Origin of the sequence: Psychroserpens sp. AS72, assembly GCF_038900375.1 — a bacterium.
In the GTDB taxonomy this organism is placed as follows: Bacteria; Bacteroidota; Bacteroidia; order Flavobacteriales; family Flavobacteriaceae; genus Psychroserpens.
The window spans coordinates 274766-293685 of record NZ_JBBMRC010000005.1; the positions used below are offsets into that span (position 1 = coordinate 274766).

Genomic DNA, 18920 nt, shown 5'->3' on the forward strand with positions numbered 1-18920 from the left:
AGAATCTATTTTTTAATGTCCTGTTAAATGATGAAATAATGCAATGAAGATAAATCCTAATGGAATACCAATTGCGTATACTTTACTAAAAGTCTTTAATCCTTTTGTGTATTTATTATTTGCACCAACAGATTGAAATGCCGAATTAAAGCCATGTAACAGGTGTAATGCTAAGAATACAAATGCTATAACATAAGCTCCAACTCTAAGTGGACTGTGAAATTTTTCAACTAATTCATGAAAATATCTATACTCACCATTGTGTAAACCAGACATATCACCAACGATATATTTTGTGTTTATTTCTGGAATCCAAAAATCGATAAAGTGTAAAACGATAAAAGCTAAAATTGCTAAACCGCTCCAAATCATGTTTCTGCTCATCCAAGTTGAGTTAGCACCTCCATTGTTTTTTGCATAGTTTATTTTTCTTGCTTTGTTGTTTTTAATCTCTAAGACAAAACCCATTACAAAGTGAAAAATAACACCAAATATTAAAACAGGTTGCAATAAATATTGTACTGCCCAAAAGGTTCCCATAAAATGAGAAACTTCATTAAAGGAGTCTGGACTAAAGACAGATAGAATGTTAATTGCAAAATGTTGTAATAAGAAAATCATTAGGAAGAGTGCCGAAAGTGCCATGGCAAACTTTCTTCCAATAGACGAATTTAAAATTCCGCTCATTATAATTGTGGTTAATTATTTGTTATACAAAGATAAGGTTCAGAGCCGTGTACAGCAAATTTTAGTTTCTATTTTATTTATTTAGAATGGGTATAATTAAAAATTGAATCTTGGGTTTACAATTGAATTATAAATGGAGCCAAAAGAATAGCTAAACCCTACATTTACCCAATAATTATAACCAGATTGTAATTGTTGTTGTTGAAGCAAAAGCTCTTCTAATGACACATCACCTGCTGGCAAATTAATTTGATCTCTAGTGATTCTATAATTTCCACCAACATTGAAATTAAAACCTTTAAATACACGAATATTTGCACCAACATAAAAACCTAATGAATTAAGAGTTGTGTCATGTAAGTATTGATTAAATGCAGCTTCACCATTAATATTTCCCCATTCTTGACGTATACTTCCTCCTAAAAGTAAAGAGTGCTGAAACCGTAATTCTTTATCCTCACCAAATACAGAGCGTTCTATATAATTATTAAATACTAAACCATTTCTGTAGGATATAATCAATTGTTTTTTTGCTGATTCCTTGTAATTAAAAAAGTTGTATTCTATCGCTGGTTTAAATCTCCAATATGTATTGTAATTGCTATATGTTGAAGTGCCAATATTTCCGAAGAAACCATAAGACCAGTGATCATTAATACTAAGAACATCACTAATATCTATTGCTTTACTGCTATTAACAGCAACAATGTCTTCATCATCATAAGTGAAGGTTGATCTATTTTCCCCAAAGCGTGCACTAAATGAGAATTTATTTTTTTCGGTCACTCGTTTAGCAGAAAGATCTACATTTAGGTTACTGTAGTTGCTAGTTTCTTCTCCACTTAAATAACCACTTGCACCAATTCTAAACACCCAATAATCCCATTTGTCTTCAACTTGTGTGTCTTCTGTTTCGTTCTCAGGACTTGGTACATTAACAGAGACATTTGTTATACTCCCGTTTGCAATCCAGTATCTAACAAGACCAATTTTTATATGTTTTATTAATTCAGTTCTAATAGCATCACTTGTCATATCTGTATTGGTAGAAAATTTTAAAATGTAATTGATGGCTTCAAATCTTTCTTTACCAATAAAATTTATTTCATATAAATATCCACCACTGCCATTAGCTTGTGATACAAAAAATAGATGAACATCACTTAGTTCTTGATCTCTTACAAACTCGACATTGCCAAGATTTTGTTTGATATAAGTGTTGTCACAGAAATTGCAATCTAGAAATATATTGAGATTATTTATATCCTCTTGAGAATACACAAAAGAAGTTATAAATAATGCTGAAAGTAGTAAAGCGGACTTTAGCATAATTTAGGATTAGTTGTACATATCTATTTACTATATGAAAAATAGATTGTATTAGTATTTATATTGAAATCGTCATACAATAGTAGGTGAAGTCTATTGAAACGATGTCAAAAAAATGTAAAAGAAGTGTGAAATCTCGTAAAAAATTGAATATACAACGTTTCTAATTTATTAATTAGAAACACTAGGAATTAAGCCTCTTAGTCCCATATCAACAACTTGCTCACCAGCTTCGGGTTCGTATTTATTGTCCATATTTACTTCAGTCCATTCAAAACTATTATTTATAGAAAATGAAAGTGTTACAGTAACATCTTGACTTTCATTACCAGTGATGGTTAATGCATTTTCAAATTCTCCAGTAACCACACAAGAGCCTTGAGGTATTGGAGAAGAATCAAATAAAGGGTTTGGAACTGTCGTAGAACCTGGAGGTGCTTGACCTTGGGTTGTGAAACCTAAAGCTTCAAAAGCCCAAAACCCTTGATGTCTATTTTCATTTACATCAAAAGTGCTTCCGTTGAGATCAAATGAAGTGATGTAAGAATTGTAACCAACAAAGCTAGCTAAGGTTCCTGTATAGTCTTGACCATTCACTAATACATTAATATTGCCTTCTTGATATGCTAATGACACTCGAACCCATTCATAGTTTCCGGCAGCAACATCACTCAATGGAATTGTAATAAATGTTTCATTATTCCCAGCAAAAACAGCGTTTTGAAAATTAATGGCTTGATCGCCTCCAGCATTTGTTTCATCACCATTAAAAATAATTTCTCCAGTACCCAGAGCTGTTGTTGCAGTTGGAGCGAATTCTATATAATTAGCACTCATCTTATTTATTGTTGGAGATTGAGCAGCATTTCCAGAACCTACAGATACAGGTTGACCTAAATTACCCAAGCGTTCTTGAGTTGGGTCAAATTTCAATTTTATAATTAAATTAGGACTATTTGGTTGTGGTGTATCATCTTGATCTTCTCCACAAGACATGAGAATTCCAAAAACGATTATTGGCAATAGTTTGAAAAGTTTCATCGGTTTAGAGTTTTTTATATAACTCTAAAAGTATTAAAAAAGTATTTAATTTATGATTTTCCTACAGCGTCACGATTTTTTATAAACATAGATTTATAATAGTCGTAGGTCTCAGCATCATAATCATTTTTGGTTTTTTCTAAGACATCTAATGCCTTTTGATAATAACGACTAGCTTCTTCATTGTTGCCAGATTTTAGATAAGCTTCTGCTGTACTGTCGTATAAATTTGCATTATCTGGAAATAGTGAAATGGCCCAATTAAAAACCCCTAATGCTTCTTCATTTTTTTTATAATACAAACAATCATAACCAAAGGTGTTAATTTGATCTACTGATGGTAAAACGTCATAATCTGCAAATTCTGAAAGTTGAGAATAGAACGATTTGAGATCATCAACAAAAGAAATACTCTCATCTTTGATTAAATCTTCTAATTTTTCTTCGGAAATCGTCCAAATTTTAGCCATTTCAGAAAATGCTCTATTAATAGTGTAAATAGGTGTTGTAGAATGATTTTCTCCTTCTAAAACTTTAAAATGATATTCCAAATGTTTTGGATTATGGTACTTAATAATTGCGTCTAAATTTTCTGAAGCTGTTCTAAAGTTGTTTTCCATGCTACCAATCGTTCCAGCAGAAACATAAATGAATTTCTTTAAACTGTCATGAGTTTTAAAATAGGTGTCAAAACGGTTGTTTATTTGTCTATTATCATACATTAAATTAGGACTAATAGCAATTACAGCCTGAAAAAACGCTGGCTTACTCAATAACGAATTAAGTACAAATGTGCCACCAAGAGAATGTCCAATTGCTAATCTAAAAGGTTGTGTTCTGTATGTTTTTTCAATTAATGGAAAAACTTCATTTTGTAAATGATTTTCTAGGATGTGTGCTTCTCCAACTTTAGTTTCTCCCCAACCTTCTTGTGTTTTTTCATCTGTGTACATTGGTGTAAACTCTCGTGGACGTTGGGTAGTTTTAATACCAACAATGATATATTGATTAAACTCTCCAACTTGAGACATATAATCCATTGTGCCACTTGTTAGATCAAAAAGCGGATCAAATTGACCGTCAAACAAATAGATAACTGGGTACTGTTGAGTTTTATTTTCTGTATAAGAAAACGGAAGATACACATGAATTTCACGCTCTTCTTCAAATGCTTTTGACTCAAATTTGTGCGTTTTTGAAATTCCAGAATATTGCTGAGTAAACCCAGAGTAAAACGTTAATAATGTTACTGCGATTAAAATATTGATTTTCATGCTGTTAATTTTTTGATGATGATGATATAATTGTAACTGTATTACATTAAACTAATTGATTGTGTATAGTTTTGGTTCTGTAATTCCTTTATCTTTTAAATAACCTTCTTTATTCATTTCAAAATGCATCTTAGTCATTTCATTTAAATACATTTCTAAAGGATCAAGATTTATGGATTTTCTTCTTTTATTGACGTTGACACTATCTTCAAGTGTTTTGGGATAGGCTTGTCCTGTATTAAAATTATAAGTGACTTGCGTACCATACACTTGAGGTTTGCCTGTGTTGAGATTAACACGATCAACTAGTAGTCCATAATTGCTTGACTTCGTATTGTTTTTATCGACTTCAATTTTCATTTTTTCTAATACCTTATTTTGAAAAGCTGGATTATGGTCAGAATGTTGCACCATTAACCAAAAATTTTTTGAACCCTCTTCACCTGCTAAATCATAACCAACAAACCCATGCTTATTAAAAATCTCCTGAAGTCGTTTTTCGTGAGTTGTGAATACACTATCCTTAAATTTGTTCCAATCTTCTTTAGATAGTTCTTTGTATTTCCCCTGAGGAATATATGCAGCCACTTGGTCTATTTTAGCCATTCTACTTAGTTCGTCAGTTAGAGCTTGATTAAATGAAGATTCATTGTTTTCAACAACAACGTCTTCTTTTGGTGTCTCTTTACAAGACATAGTAATTAAAATAATACAAATTATAGCGAAACGTCTATACATGAGTTTTTAGATATGTGCATTACAAATCTAGGTGTATGAAACGTTAAAAAATTGTACAAATGGGACACTGTATTATTTAGACTTCAAAACCGTCCAAAATGTATCTTCTGTGCCAAGGTGAGATAAATTACCAAAGAATTTTTTAGGATTAAAGCCAGTTACCTTCTTAAAATGCTTTATAAAATCAGACTGATCATAATAGTCATTTTGATACGCCAAGTCTGTCAATGCTGGTTTATGTTCTTGATAGGTGTTGATTGCTTTTCTAAATTTAACGAGATTAGAAAATTCTTTTGGAGAGCAGTTGAGATGTTTATTGAAGATGCGTAGCAACGTTTTTCGGTTGATGTTCAATGCTTCGGAAATCTCTAAAACACTAAATTCACCTGTAAACATTAAATCCACAGCTTTGATAAGACGGTTTTCCTGAAAAGGCTTAACCTTCTGCATAAAAAAGGAATCAAATAACGTTACTTTTTCATCAAAATCTTCAGTGTTATAAACGTTATTTAAAACAGAGACGAAGTCGTTTCCGAAGTAATCAAAATTAGTTTTTGGATCTTCTGTAATAATATCTGAAAGTGGCTCAATCAAAAAATTGTTAATGCCTAGAGGTTGAAAAACGATTCCAATCTTATCAAAAGGTGCTATGATTTGACCAGTTCGACTTTTAGGATGAATTCCTGTGTAAGTGATCTCAAAATCTTTATGCTTATCTGGAACAACTTTAGATGAATTTTCCGAAAAACTCATCTTAGAATTTTTATAAACCGTTATTGAATTTCTATAATGCGGATAAAAAACAAAGGATTTTGTGTAATTTTTTTCTTTAGAAGCATTAAAATAATAATAAGCGATGTACTTGGATAGCACATCGCTTTTAGGTTTTAATGTAGTATAAATTTCTTTTGGCATTATTGCGTCATTGAATAGACATGTCTATTTTAAACGATTATTTTACCTCAAATGTTGTTTTCTCATCACCTATTTGAATGGTATACATTCCTTTTGGCACATAATACTTATCATTTTTAGCTTTATTAATATCTATACTTGTGTTTTCTTTTAGCAATGCTTTTCTACCTTTTTCAGTAACCGTTAAATCGTAAGCTGAGTAATTAAAACCTTTATCTGCTTTAACTTTTACTTCGTTTAAAAGTGCTCCTTTTTCAGAATAAATTTTAATCGTTTTTTCTTCGGAAACATTAGAATAAAAAGTGATGTCTATTTTAGGTTCATAAGCATCAAACCACTTACTCCAGGCACTTCCCCAACGCGAAGAATATCTTGTATCATTAACTTTAAAAAGCGTAGTGTTTTTAGATTGCATGTCACTACTCATTTGTTGTAAAGGCTCAATATCTGTCTGGTAAATACTACGACCATGTGTTCCAATTAATAGATGTTTTGCTTCTGGCTGAATCACAATATCATGTACCGCAACATTTGGTAGTCCGTTGCTAAACGCTTCCCAACTGTCTCCATTATTGAAAGATACATAAGCTCCATTATCGGTTCCTAAATAAAGGATATTTTCATTTTCAGAATCTTCTCTAATGACATTTACAGGTGACGCAGGAATATTAGAACTGATGTCTTTCCAGGTTTTTCCCATATCGTCACTCATATAAGCATAGACTTTAAAATCGTCCCAACGGTAACCGTTTAATGTTGCATAAACACGTTCTTTTTTATGTTGAGAAGCTATGACACGACTTACCCAAAGGTCTTTTGGTAAAGTTGTTGAGATATTTCTCCAATTACCTCCACCATCATTTGTGACATGAATAAGACCATCATCACTACCTGTGTAAATTAATCCAAATTGAAATGGAGATTCGCTAATACTTGATAATGTCCCATAAGCCACATTTCCTTTTTTACCACCATTTGTAAGATCTCCAGAAATAGCTGTAAAATCGGTCCCTTGATTCATGGAACGCATGAGTTTATTTCCTCCTAAGTATAGAATGTCCTGATTGTGAGGTGAGAGTAAAATTGGTGTTTGCCAATTAAAACGATACGGATTTTCACCTAATTCATGCTTCGGCTGTATATAAGTATTTTCGTCGGTTTCTAGATTAAGCCTATAATAGTTACCAAACTGAAATCCTGTATAAACGATGTTATGATTTCTGCTATCAATTTGAATTTGCATTCCGTCGCCACCCATAATGCTTTTCCAAGGGTATTGACCACTTTGATGCCAATATTTATCTTCAGGTGCACCAAAAGCACCTTTCCAAACACCATTGTCTTGTAAGCCACCATATATATTGTATGGTTTTTCATTATCTACATTAATAGCATAAAATTGACCAACTGAAGAAGAATTGTTTTTAATCCAATTTTCGCCATCGTCATAGGTGATATTTACACCACCATCATTACCATTAATTAAGTGATTTGGGTTTTTTGGATTGATCCAAAGTGCATGATGATCTGCATGTACATTTTCTGCACTTATAGAGGTGAACGTTTTTCCACCATCTTTAGATTTTACGATTGGCACACCATAAATGTAAATATTATCTGCATTATTTGGAGCCACATAAATATGACCAAAGTAATAACCGTAACTGTAATAAATATCATCTAAGTAATCGTCGTGAGTTTTTTTCCAGGTAATGCCACCATCTGTACTTTTATAAACTTCGGTGCCAATGACTGGTGTATCAAATAACATAGAATTGGCATCTTCTAAATAACTTGCCAAATCAATAGGCTTCACATTACCGCTTCTTACCATTTGCTTGACGTTTTCTGCTCTATATTTTTCTTGAAAGCCATTCATTTTTAAATAGCCATTCAATTTTTTGTCATCTAATTTTAGAAAAGCGTCAGTTGTCATCGTTTTAAAATCATCTTTTGAAAGCACGTTTGAAGTTTCTTTTTTTCCTTCGGAAAGTCTACGAAACTGACTATCATGAACTGCATAAATAATATTATCATCATAAACTGCTAAGCCAATTCTACCAACACCTTGACCAGTTGGAAAACCGCTATTTTCCGTAGATACTTTAGTCCAAGTAGTTCCAGCATCTGTACTTTTGTAAATGGCAGAATTATTACCGTTTCCATCAAAATTCCATGCTTTTCGATCTTTAGTCCATGAAGATGCAAACATCAAATTGTAATTATTGGGATTGGTTTGTACATCAATAATTCCGCTCATATCGTCAATAAATAGTGTTTGTGACCATGTGTTTCCGCCATCTGTTGTTTTATAGATTCCTCGTTCTTGGTTGGCAGAATATAAATGACCTGTAGCTCCAATGACCACTTCGTCTGCATTATTAGGATTAATTAGTATACGACCAATATGATGGGAATCTTTGAGTCCCATATTTTCCCATGTTTTACCGTTATCTGTAGATTTTAAAATTCCAATTCCTGCATAGCTAGAACGAGATGCGTTATTTTCTCCTGTACCAACCCAAATGGTTTTTGTTTTCCAATCAACTGCAATATCTCCAACGTTTTGAGTTTCCGAAGAATCAAGAATAGGCGTAAAAGTTGTTCCGTTATTGATAGTATGCCAAACACCTCCTGAAGCATAGCCAACATAAAATTCTGTTGGGTCATCTGGATTTACTGCTAAATCAGTGACACGACCACTCATGACTGTGGGTCCAATATTATCAAAAGCAACATTTTTCACTAAAGAGGTTTTTGTGAGTTGCTTCTTTTTATTTAGTGCATCTTCTATAGTTTGTGATGAGGTTGAAGGTTGTTGGGCATTAGCAAATAGTGTCGCGCTAAAAATAAAATAACAGATGTATTTTAACATAATGGATGGTTTTTAATTGGTATAGCTTAAAACTGAAATTAATAGAATTCAGAAACCTAAAGGTAATAAATATAGCTTATGGATAATTTAAATAAATGCTCTAATAGCTTAAAAAATTATCAATTTCTAATAAAAATGTTAATTAAATTAGATAATGAATATTTTTTTAGCTATAATTTTATGTATTTTTCAAAATATTAACTAATAACTATATTAAAATGGAAGAGTATTTACCCTTAATTATTCAATTAGTAAGTGGTGCTATTGGTGGAAACCTTGCAGGATCATTGATGAAAAAGTTTTCTTTAGGAACACTTGGTAATTCAATCGTAGGAATTTTAGGAGGCGGACTTGGTGGTCAGCTTCTTGGTATGATGGGATTAGGAGGAGCAGAAGCTGTAGCAGCATCTTCAGACATGGATTTAACCAGTATTCTTGGAAGCGTTGCTGGAGGAGGTGTTGGTGGTGGAGTAGTTATGGCCATCGTTGGAATGATAAAAAATGCAATGAGCAAGTAATACCATTGTAAATCTAAAAAAGGCGTTTGATGTAAAATCAAACGCCTTTTGGTTTTTAATACAAAAAAGTTATTCTACAATAAACTTTTTAGTAGTTGATATGTTTTCTAAATCAATTTTAATAAAGTAAACACCTGCTTGTAATTGATTTACATCAATTGTATTAAGATTATTAGATGTGTTCAAATCTTTAGTAATTACTTGTCGTCCTCTTACATCATAAATAGTTGCAAACTCTAATTGAAAGTTTGAAGATGTAACAATATTTAAATTGTTTTTTGCTGGGTTTGGATAGATTGACACATTTTCTGATAATGTAACTTCATCTACACCAAGAGTTGAACAAGGTGAAGCTGTCATAGATGCAGTACCACAAACACTAGTATTAATATTTCTATCCATCATGTCTGCTGCTCCAGCTAAATCACTAGCACCAAGGTCTCTACTATTTTGACTGTTAGCAATTGAATAATGCATCACTTCACCAGGATTTATAATATGAGCTAATTGATGACCATGACCAAGTTCATGCACTGCCACACTTTCAAAATCAACTTCAAAACCTGTAGCGGTTCCTGGTCCAAATTCCCAAGATAAAACTGAAAAATCTCCTGTAAATACATCATTAAAAACAATGTCTAATTCTGTAACAACAATATCTAAACCTCCTGGAGATGACGCATTAGAACAAGATCCAAACCGCGAAGTACAACGACCTAAAACACCATCTGGTAATTCTGCACCATTATCAAAACGAATAACGTTAACATCATCATCAGCAATGATATCAACTGTTGTAACTGCACCAATTTCCCAATTAATTCCGGTAGTACAAACCCAAGAATCAAAAGCTCTTACAAATGAAGCATTGGCTGCTGCATTAGCATTAAAACTTGTTTCCATTTGCCATGTATATCCTCCAGACCCGTTAAGATCAAAATGTTGTGATTGAAAAGCATTTGTTTCATTACCTGGATTGATTTGCGAATAAAAAACTGTAAGATCATTACTCGATGTAATTGTAAAATTAAAGGAGGTAACAACTTGTATGTCACCAGTTCCTGCTCTAGAAGGAACTTCAACCACAATTTGAGAATCATTCCAACTCACTATTTGAGTGTCTAATGCTGTAAAGTATTGACTACCTCCAAAATTTGCATCTCTAAAATTGACTGTTCCTTGTGTATTTCCAAAACCAATACCGTTAATTGTAAGTAAATCTCTAACACCTCCATTTAAAGTCGTAGGTGAGAAATTGTTTATTTCTATTACTCCATTAGCATCACGATTTGCGATGTTAGTATTATAAACGTCTTGAGCATCAAAATGTGTTACCTCAATCACATTTGTATTATTTGTTAAGGCTTTTATTGTGTTATGAAATTCAGTTGAAATACCTTCTTTACTCATAAAAGGATTAAAAACTTTGTTTGATTTTAAGTCATATTTGTAAAACCCTTGCGAAGACGCATATGGCTTAAACTTACTTTGAGATGTCCCATTAGTAATAGAAACATTGTTATCATGAAGCATAAAAACACCAATCTCACCTACATTAAGCGAAAGACTTGGACTTACAACTTCAGAATTATCTCCAACCGATCCTCCTGGAGTAATGACTTCTATAGTTTCAGAAATGGTTTGTCCTTTAAAAACTTTGTAAACCTCAATAGTGTTTACTGTATGGATATTATGGTGATTATCATCCCAAAAAGACGTTTTTGAAATTACTTTTCCTTCAATAATTTGAGAAGATGATTGTACTTGAGTAGGTAGTGGTACTTCAATCATTAGCTCTTGAGCTAAAGATGTAAAAGTCATAGCGGTACTTAAAAAAAGCGCTATTAAAAAAGTAGATTTTGTAATTTTTTTCATAGTTAGATAGGTTTCAAAATAAGTTTTAAAATGCATTTCGACGGTCAAATATAACAATTTATCGATAATTTGATATAATTACTTAATCTATTTATCTTTACACTATAAAATCACAACATTAAATTCAGCATGTTAAATATGGTATTATTCAAAATGAATGATTAATAGCGATTAACATGTGTCCTTTAATAAAAACGATAACAACAATCATATGAAATATCACCAAATAGATAGTAGTCTTTTTATAAAAAATCGTAAAAATTTTATGTCAAAAATGAAACCGAGTAGTTTGGCGGTTTTTAATTCTAATGACATTTACCCAATAAGTGCAGATAGTACATTGCCTTTTGCACAACATCGTGATATTTTCTATCTAAGTGGTGTAGATCAAGAAGAAAGTATTTTGGTTCTATTCCCAGATTGTCCAAAAGAGAATCATAGAGAAATTTTATTTTTAACAGAAACGAATGAGCATATCGCAGTTTGGGAAGGTGAAAAACTAACCAAAGAAGCTGCTTTAGCAACTAGCGGAATCAAAACCGTTTACTGGCTTAAAGACATGGAGAAAATCATGTTTGAGCTTATGACACAATGTGATACTGTTTATATTAATACTAACGAACATTACAGAGCTTCTGTAGTGACAGAAACTCGAGAAGACCGTTTCACTAAATGGTTAACAAATAAATATCCTGCACATAGTGTTGCAAAAAGCAATCCTATTTTACAACGTTTACGTTCAGTTAAAGATCAAATTGAAATTGACTTAATGCAACATGCTTGTGATATTACAGAAAAAGGATTTCGTCGCATATTAAATTTTGTAAGACCAGACGTTTGGGAGTTTAATATAGAAGCAGAGTTTATGCACGAGTTTTTAAACAATCGCTCTAAAGGTTTTGCATATACTCCAATTATTGCTTCTGGTAATAACGCTAATGTGTTACATTATATCGAGAACAATCAACAATGTAAAGCAGGTGATTTAATATTATTTGATGTTGCTGCAGAGTATGCTAATTATGCGAGTGATATGTCAAGAACGATTCCTGTTTTGGGACGTTTTACAGACAGACAGAAAGCAGTGTACAATGCTGTAAATCGTGTTAAAAACGAAGCAACAAAACTATTAACTCCTGGAACATTGTGGGCCGAATATCATGTTGAGGTTGGAAAATTAATGACTTCGGAATTATTAGGTCTAGGTTTATTAGATAAAGCCGATGTACAAAATGAAGATAAAGATTGGCCAGCTTATAAGAAATACTTTATGCATGGAACCTCTCATCATATTGGATTAGATACGCATGATTACGGAATTCTTACAGAACCAATGCAAGCCAATAACGTATTTACAGTAGAACCTGGAATTTATATTCCTGCGGAAGGTTTTGGGATTCGTTTAGAAGATGATGTTGTGATTCAAGAAAATGGAGAACCATTTAATTTGATGCGCAATATTCCAATTGAAGCTGAAGAGATAGAGGATTTGATGAATTCTTAGTTGAATCTATTTAAATTTTATTGATTTGACATTTACGACATATTCAAATGACGTAGAAAAGACGTACAAAATTCGCTACATTTTTTTATGAGTTAATTATATTTGATAAATAACAAATGTAAATGACTAAGATTAGTAAAAAAATAAACGAAGCTAGAATCATAAAAGGACTAACTCAAGAGGAGTTGGCAGAATTATCTAGTGTGAACTTGAGAACAATCCAGCGTCTTGAAAATAACGAAACAGTTCCTAGAGGAAAAACATTGAATTTAATTTGTGATGCACTTCAAATAAACGCAGAAGATTTAAGAATTCAAGACAAGACAAGTTTCGATAAGTACTTGACAATAGCTACCAATATCTTTTTCTTGGGAGTTTTGAATTTTGCATTGATGGGAGTTTTTGGTTATCTTCTATTAGATTCTGAAGCAACTATGAATAGTAGATTTGCAGGATTTCTGCTAAGCTTTTTTATTCCAATTTTCATCGTTTATAAAACTGAACACATGAACCCTCTAGAACGTTTGTTGAAATTTGGTTCTGGATTTATGCTATATATTATTCTGGTTTTATTTTGGGCTGGATTTGCTACTGGTTTTTTGACAGGTTTGTTTCCGTGTCTTATAATCAGTTTGGCAATTTTATATTATGGAAGTTATGTGACTAACAAATAACCTCTTATTCTTTTTTTTCAAAAATCCCAACAAACAAACAAGCAATCAAAGCTGGCAACACCCATCCCAAGCTAAACTGAGCTAAAGGAATATATTGAGTGATTTTCCCTAAACCTTCCGAAGGAGAAATAAAACCAACCACATCTGGAATACTAAATATAAAGGTTACAATCACAACTGCTCTAAAAACTATAGGTGTAGAAAACCGTTTTGGCAATACATTGAGTAGAATAAGCACTATTGTTATTGGATAAATAAATAGAAGCACTGGTACTGCAACGATAATAATAGAGTTGAAATCCAACTGTCCAACAACAACTCCAAGTGCACTTGCTAAAATTGCAGTGACTATATATACCAATTGAGAATTACCAAGCAAACCTTTAAAATAATCTGCTGTACCTGCAATGATTCCAATAGCAGTTGTAAAACAAGCTAGAGAGATTAAAATACTCAATACTGTATTTCCAAATCCACCTAGAGATGACAAACTTATTGCACGAAGTAGATTGGCACGTTGCATATCACTTGGTAATGTGTCGTTAATATTAATTTCTGATCCGTAATAAGCACCAACCGAAATCAATCCAGCATAAATTATAAACAATCCTATTCCTGCAAACCAACCTGATTTAGCGATGAGTTTTCTTTTCTCCTCAAAACTCCCTTTGTGTCTTAAGTTGATTGAAATGATAATAACAGCACCAACAACAACTGCTCCTATAGCATCAAAAGTTTGGTAACCTTCTAGTATACCAGATACTAATGGTGTATTTATTTGTGATGTGGTTGTGAGCATTTCCGAAGAAAATAATCCAATACCAATCACCAATAATAACATGATGACGATTAAAGGTGTGAGGAACTTGCCAATAAATCCTAATATTTTTGAGCGATTGAGAACAAAAATCAATACGAGAATAAAATACACTGTACTAGTCAATAATGGACTCGTGCCAAAAGTAGGATGAATTGCAATCTCGTGAGTTGCTGCCGCAGTTCTTGGTGACGGAATTGCAACCGCAATCACATAAATTAAAATACAATAAATGAGACTAAATTGTGGAGATACTTTTTTTCCGAAGTCATACAAAGTGCCTTGTAATCTGGCATGAGCTAAAATACCAATGATTGGGATGACTACAGCAGTAATCATAAAACCTATGGCAACCCAAAACCAATTCTCTCCTGCATTGTAGCCTAAAAGAGGTGGTAATAATAAGTTTCCTGCTCCAAAAAACAGAGAGAATAACCCAAAACTGGTGATAAAAAGTTCTTTTTTAGAATTCAATTAGTTAGTCTTTTTAAGGTTAAGGTCATGAAAATCAAAACTAAAATCTGTAATTGGTGCAATATAACTCATTGTTGCTCCAGTTGTGTTTCCGGTTTCGTCAAATGAAAAGTGAACATAAACATCGGCATCGTAACTTCTATTGTTCCATTTGGCAACAAATGTTGTAGCGTTGTATGGTAATAATTCACCTTTTAAATTAGAAGAACGCTCACATGTAATGCTATAGATTTTTCCGTTATGTGTTATTGTAATATTTCCAAACCAATCGTCTGTATATGTGCCTGTAATTTGAGAAGGTTTTAGTAAGCTCTTACTTTTTTTAGCGAGTTCAACTTTTGCATAAACTGCTTTTTTGATACTGTCGTTATAAGCTATGTATTTTGTGTTTCGATCACCGTATTGTTGCAGCCAATTTCGGTCTTCATAACCTAAATAGCTATCTTTTACTGTATTTGTAATGGTATTAAATGCAGAACCAACCATTTGATTGGTTAATACTACAATAGCTAAATCTAAGTCTGGAATCATCGTAAACTGAGTCACAGTACCCATTAACCCTCCAGTATGATAGACTTGTTTGTGTCCGCCTTTAACATCTGTAACAAACCAACCTAAACCATAGCCTCTAAAGTTTGAATCGTAACTATCATTTTTTCTCACATTTAAAGGTGTTTGTAATTGCCATAGTTCGTGAAATTGTTTTTCACTTAACAATCTTTTTCCTTCGGAAGTTACACCTTCATTCATCAAAAATTTTGCCCAAGTCAACATATCTGGAACATTACTCACAATACCACCAGCTGGATTTGCTGTTGGACTCCAATCATGCGGAATTTGAACAACCTCACCATCTGCTCTAGTGTGAGCATCAATAATATTTGATTTATCGGTCACACGATTGTAAGATGCTTTGCTATTGTTCATGCCAACTGGTTTCATGATTTTGGTCTCAATAAATTCTTCCCAAGTTAAACCACTCACGCGTTTTAATACTTCACCAGCGATGATAAACATGTTGTTATTATATGCAAATTCACTGCGGAAAGAACTTTCAGGTTCTAGATACTTCACATTTGAAATAACATCATTGACATCAAAGTCATTATCATCAGGAAAAAACATTAAATCACCAGCACCTAAACCCATACCACTTCTATGTGTTACTAGGTCTCTCACTGTAAATTCTTCAGTGACCCAAGCATCATATAATTGAAATTCTGGAATGTGTTTACGCACTTTGTCATCCCAATTAAGTTTGCCTTCATCAATCATCATAGCCAATGCAAAACAGGTAAACCCTTTACTATTTGAAGCCACACCAACTAAGGTGTTTTCATTCATGTCTTTTTTATTGGTAAGCGATCTTACACCATGACCTTTTGAATACACGATGTTTCCATCTTTTAGAATCCCAACTGAAATTCCAGGAACATCAAACGTTGTCAATGTTTCTTTAATAAGGTCATCTAATTGTTGTTCTTCAATTTGAGCATGCGAAATTGTAAATGAAAGAAAGAGAAGGAGTAAAAGATATTTTGAAAAATGCATGATGTTTAATTTTTGTACTTATCAATAATAATCAAATATAACAAATAGTTATTTGCAAGGGCTAGACAAAATGTATCTTTGTACATATGATTTTACAGCATAAAAATATTCCGGTTTATTACGAAGATGAAGGTCAAGGCAATGCTATAATTTTGCTTCATGGATTTTTAGAAAACTCTTCAATGTGGACCGATCTCAAACCACAGTTACTAAAAAGCAATAGAGTTGTTTGTGTAGATTTATTAGGTCATGGTCAAACAGACTGTATAGGTTATAGTCACACGATGGGTGAAATGGCAGACGCAGTATTAGCAGTTTTAAATCATTTAAAACTTAAGACATATAAGGTAATTGGTCACTCCATGGGTGGATATGTGGCATTAGCTTTGGCTGAGAAAAACCCAAAAGCAGTTTTAGGATTATGTTTAATGAATTCTACCTATCATGCAGATGATGACGAACTTAAAGCACTTCGTAAAAGGGCGAATCTCATGGTTCAAACCAATTTTGAAAATTTGGTAAGGATGTCTTTTACCAATTTGTTTTCTTCGGAAAGTAGAACAACTCACAAAACAGAGATTGAAAAGGTTTTAAAGCAAGCACTAAAAACTTCACCTCAAGGTTACATTGCGAGTCAAGAAGGTATGCTGTTGAGAGAAGATAAGTTTGATTTTTATAATAACCTTGACGCAAAAAAATTAATTATTATTGGTCAAAAAGATCCTGTTATAAAAGGTGAACTCATTTTAAGCGAAACTAAAGAAACCACCATCAAATGTGAAGAACTTTCATTAGGTCATATGAGTCATATTGAAAGCAAGAAAGAATTGTCTTACATTATAATGCGCTTCATCGAATAATAATCACTTTTAAACCTTAATTGATTATTATTTAATAAGTTAGTAGTCCCAAATCTAACAGCCATGAAAAATGTTACTACTAAAAAAAGTTCTAGTCCGTTAAAAATATACTGTGATATATTTGGTCACAAGTATGAAATGACAAAAAAAGTCACTTCTCATGTTAAAGAGTACACATGTACATGTTGTAAGCGACAATTGACTACTAGCGGAAACGGAAAACTCACTGAACTCACTCCAAAATACCAAGAGATAAATGCTATTTTGGCAGACATCTACACACGAAGAATGTCTCGTTTAAAGCAAAAATCACTCAGTTCATCGATATATTAAGGTAAAATCGTACGTTATTATTTGGTTTTCATATATTTAGATATCCTCTAAATTAATAACTAAAATAGCGCAATAAAGTGAAAAGTATTTACTGCTCATTTTTTGGACATCAATATGAAGTTTCAAAAAACATTACGTATCACGTAAAAGAATACAAATGTTCTCATTGTAATTCTCAAGTAACCACAAGTGGAAATGGTGGTTTAACACCATTAACTCCAAAATTTCAAGAAATTAATTCTGTCTTATCACGAATTCATAAAAGAAGAGTGGCTAGAATTACGCAAAATTCAAGTTCACAACTTCAAAATCATGAAATTTTAGATTTTACGCCTCATTTTTCATAGCATTCCATCCTTTTGCTATAATTGGTACAGCTTGCTCACCACGAGTGATTAAGTTCATACCTCTTGCTTTTTCGGTGATATAACCTATTACAGTTAAATTAGGATTCCCTTTTATTTTTGGGAAATCTTCCTGAGACACTGTCATTAATAATTCATAATCCTCACCTCCATTTAAAGCAATAGTCGTACTATCAATTTTAAATTCTTCACAAGTAGAAATAACTTGTGGATCTAAAGGTATTTTATTCTCATAAATCTCTGCACCAACATCACTTTGTTTACAGATGTGTATGATTTCTGATGACAATCCATCACTAATATCAATCATACTAGTTGGTTTAACATCTAATTTTTCGAGTAATTCTATAATATCTTTTCTAGCTTCTGGTTTTAGTTGTCGTTCAATAATGTAAGTGTATAGATCTAAATCTGGTTGATTTTGCGGATTTACTTTAAACACTTCCTTCTCACGTTCTAAAACTTGTAATCCCATATAAGCAGCACCAATATCACCAGTAACTACTAGTAAATCATTAGGTTTTGCACCACTTCTATAAACAACATTATTTTTGTCAACTTCTCCAATTGCAGTTATAGATATGATAAGACCAGTAGTTGATGAGGTTGTATCTCCTCCAACAACATCTACATTGTAAAATGAAGCTGCAGTTTCAATTCCTGCATATAATTCTTCTAAAGCTTCTAAAGGAAACCGATTTGAAACCGCAATAGACACTGTAATTTGTGTTGCACTAGCATTCATAGCATACACATCACTTAAATTAACAACGACTGCTTTATATCCTAAATGTTTAAGTGGCACATATGATAAATCAAAATGTACATTCTCAACAAGCAAATCTGTAGTGACCACAATTTGCTTAGATTTTGCATCTAAAACAGCAGCATCATCACCAATACCTTTTATTGTAGAGGTATGTTTGATGTCAAAATTTTTAGTAAGGTGTTCAATGAGACCAAACTCTCCAAGTTGATCTAATGAAGTACGAGACTGGTTTTTATCTTCTATCATGTTGCAAAAATAAGTCCATTTTTTGAAGCAGAGAATGGATTTGATGAATTTTTAAAATTAAATAATTTAGTTTTT

17 protein-coding genes are annotated in these 18920 nt (G+C 32.4%); 6 read left to right on the top strand and 11 right to left on the bottom strand.

Annotated features, from left to right (window positions below; all coding sequences use genetic code 11):
- Nucleotides 1-12: 12 nt before the first annotated feature.
- The 7 genes from WNY78_RS11845 to WNY78_RS11875 form a co-directional block, all read right to left on the bottom strand.
- Nucleotides 13-687, bottom strand: coding sequence for a succinate dehydrogenase cytochrome b subunit (locus tag WNY78_RS11845; protein WP_342873414.1), 675 nt, complete (start codon nucleotides 685-687; stop codon nucleotides 13-15).
- Between the two features lie 96 nt (nucleotides 688-783).
- Nucleotides 784-2016 (bottom strand): hypothetical protein, encoded by a 1233-nt coding sequence (locus WNY78_RS11850; RefSeq protein ID WP_342873415.1) that lies wholly within the window; start codon nucleotides 2014-2016, stop codon nucleotides 784-786.
- Nucleotides 2017-2187: 171 nt separating this feature from the next.
- The gene (locus tag WNY78_RS11855) at nucleotides 2188-3057 is read right to left on the bottom strand and encodes a hypothetical protein (RefSeq protein WP_342873416.1); all 870 of its coding nucleotides are present in this window, start codon (nucleotides 3055-3057) and stop codon (nucleotides 2188-2190) included.
- Between the two features lie 50 nt (nucleotides 3058-3107).
- Complete coding sequence (locus tag WNY78_RS11860; RefSeq protein WP_342873417.1) at nucleotides 3108-4331, bottom strand: alpha/beta hydrolase-fold protein; 1224 nt, start codon at nucleotides 4329-4331, stop codon at nucleotides 3108-3110.
- Between the two features lie 51 nt (nucleotides 4332-4382).
- Nucleotides 4383-5027: a DUF6624 domain-containing protein gene (locus WNY78_RS11865; protein ID WP_342873418.1), complete on the bottom strand. Its 645-nt coding sequence runs from the start codon at nucleotides 5025-5027 to the stop codon at nucleotides 4383-4385.
- 114 nt (nucleotides 5028-5141) lie between these two features.
- Nucleotides 5142-5984 (bottom strand): AraC family transcriptional regulator, encoded by an 843-nt coding sequence (locus WNY78_RS11870; protein WP_342873419.1) that lies wholly within the window; start codon nucleotides 5982-5984, stop codon nucleotides 5142-5144.
- Nucleotides 5985-6021: 37 nt separating this feature from the next.
- Nucleotides 6022-8859, bottom strand: a complete 2838-nt coding sequence (locus WNY78_RS11875) for a glycosyl hydrolase (protein WP_342873420.1) — start codon at nucleotides 8857-8859, stop codon at nucleotides 6022-6024.
- Between the two features lie 218 nt (nucleotides 8860-9077).
- On the opposite strand from WNY78_RS11875, the gene WNY78_RS11880 reads away from it, so the two are divergent.
- Nucleotides 9078-9377: a hypothetical protein gene (locus WNY78_RS11880; RefSeq protein ID WP_342873421.1), complete on the top strand. Its 300-nt coding sequence runs from the start codon at nucleotides 9078-9080 to the stop codon at nucleotides 9375-9377.
- A 69-nt stretch (nucleotides 9378-9446) separates the two neighbouring features.
- Here WNY78_RS11880 and WNY78_RS11885 read toward each other — a convergent pair whose 3' ends face one another.
- On the bottom strand, nucleotides 9447-11252 hold the full coding sequence (locus WNY78_RS11885; RefSeq protein WP_342873422.1) for a T9SS type A sorting domain-containing protein: 1806 nt from the start codon (nucleotides 11250-11252) through the stop codon (nucleotides 9447-9449).
- 211 nt (nucleotides 11253-11463) lie between these two features.
- Here WNY78_RS11885 and WNY78_RS11890 point away from each other — a divergent pair, with 211 nt between their 5' ends.
- Nucleotides 11464-12756, top strand: coding sequence for an aminopeptidase P family protein (locus WNY78_RS11890; protein ID WP_342873423.1), 1293 nt, complete (start codon nucleotides 11464-11466; stop codon nucleotides 12754-12756).
- A gap of 122 nt (nucleotides 12757-12878) precedes the next feature.
- Nucleotides 12879-13430, top strand: a complete 552-nt coding sequence (locus WNY78_RS11895) for a helix-turn-helix transcriptional regulator (RefSeq protein WP_342873424.1) — start codon at nucleotides 12879-12881, stop codon at nucleotides 13428-13430.
- Nucleotides 13431-13434: 4 nt separating this feature from the next.
- On the opposite strand, the gene brnQ is transcribed toward WNY78_RS11895, so the two are convergent.
- On the bottom strand, nucleotides 13435-14721 hold the full coding sequence (gene brnQ, locus WNY78_RS11900; RefSeq protein ID WP_342873425.1) for a branched-chain amino acid transport system II carrier protein: 1287 nt from the start codon (nucleotides 14719-14721) through the stop codon (nucleotides 13435-13437).
- Nucleotides 14722-16272, bottom strand: coding sequence for a serine hydrolase (locus WNY78_RS11905; protein WP_342873426.1), 1551 nt, complete (start codon nucleotides 16270-16272; stop codon nucleotides 14722-14724).
- 86 nt (nucleotides 16273-16358) lie between these two features.
- Here WNY78_RS11905 and WNY78_RS11910 point away from each other — a divergent pair, with 86 nt between their 5' ends.
- From WNY78_RS11910 to WNY78_RS11920, 3 genes are all read left to right on the top strand, one after another.
- Nucleotides 16359-17132 carry an alpha/beta hydrolase gene (locus tag WNY78_RS11910; RefSeq protein ID WP_342873427.1) on the top strand — a complete coding sequence of 258 codons (774 nt, stop codon included), beginning with the start codon at nucleotides 16359-16361 and terminating at the stop codon, nucleotides 17130-17132.
- A gap of 63 nt (nucleotides 17133-17195) precedes the next feature.
- Complete coding sequence (locus tag WNY78_RS11915) at nucleotides 17196-17465, top strand: hypothetical protein (RefSeq protein WP_342873428.1); 270 nt, start codon at nucleotides 17196-17198, stop codon at nucleotides 17463-17465.
- A 77-nt stretch (nucleotides 17466-17542) separates the two neighbouring features.
- On the top strand, nucleotides 17543-17812 hold the full coding sequence (locus WNY78_RS11920; protein ID WP_342873429.1) for a hypothetical protein: 270 nt from the start codon (nucleotides 17543-17545) through the stop codon (nucleotides 17810-17812).
- On the opposite strand, the gene thiL is transcribed toward WNY78_RS11920, so the two are convergent.
- Nucleotides 17793-18845 carry a thiamine-phosphate kinase gene (gene thiL, locus WNY78_RS11925; protein WP_342873430.1) on the bottom strand — a complete coding sequence of 351 codons (1053 nt, stop codon included), beginning with the start codon at nucleotides 18843-18845 and terminating at the stop codon, nucleotides 17793-17795. The genes WNY78_RS11920 and thiL overlap by 20 nt on opposite strands.
- Nucleotides 18846-18920: the final 75 nt, after the last annotated feature.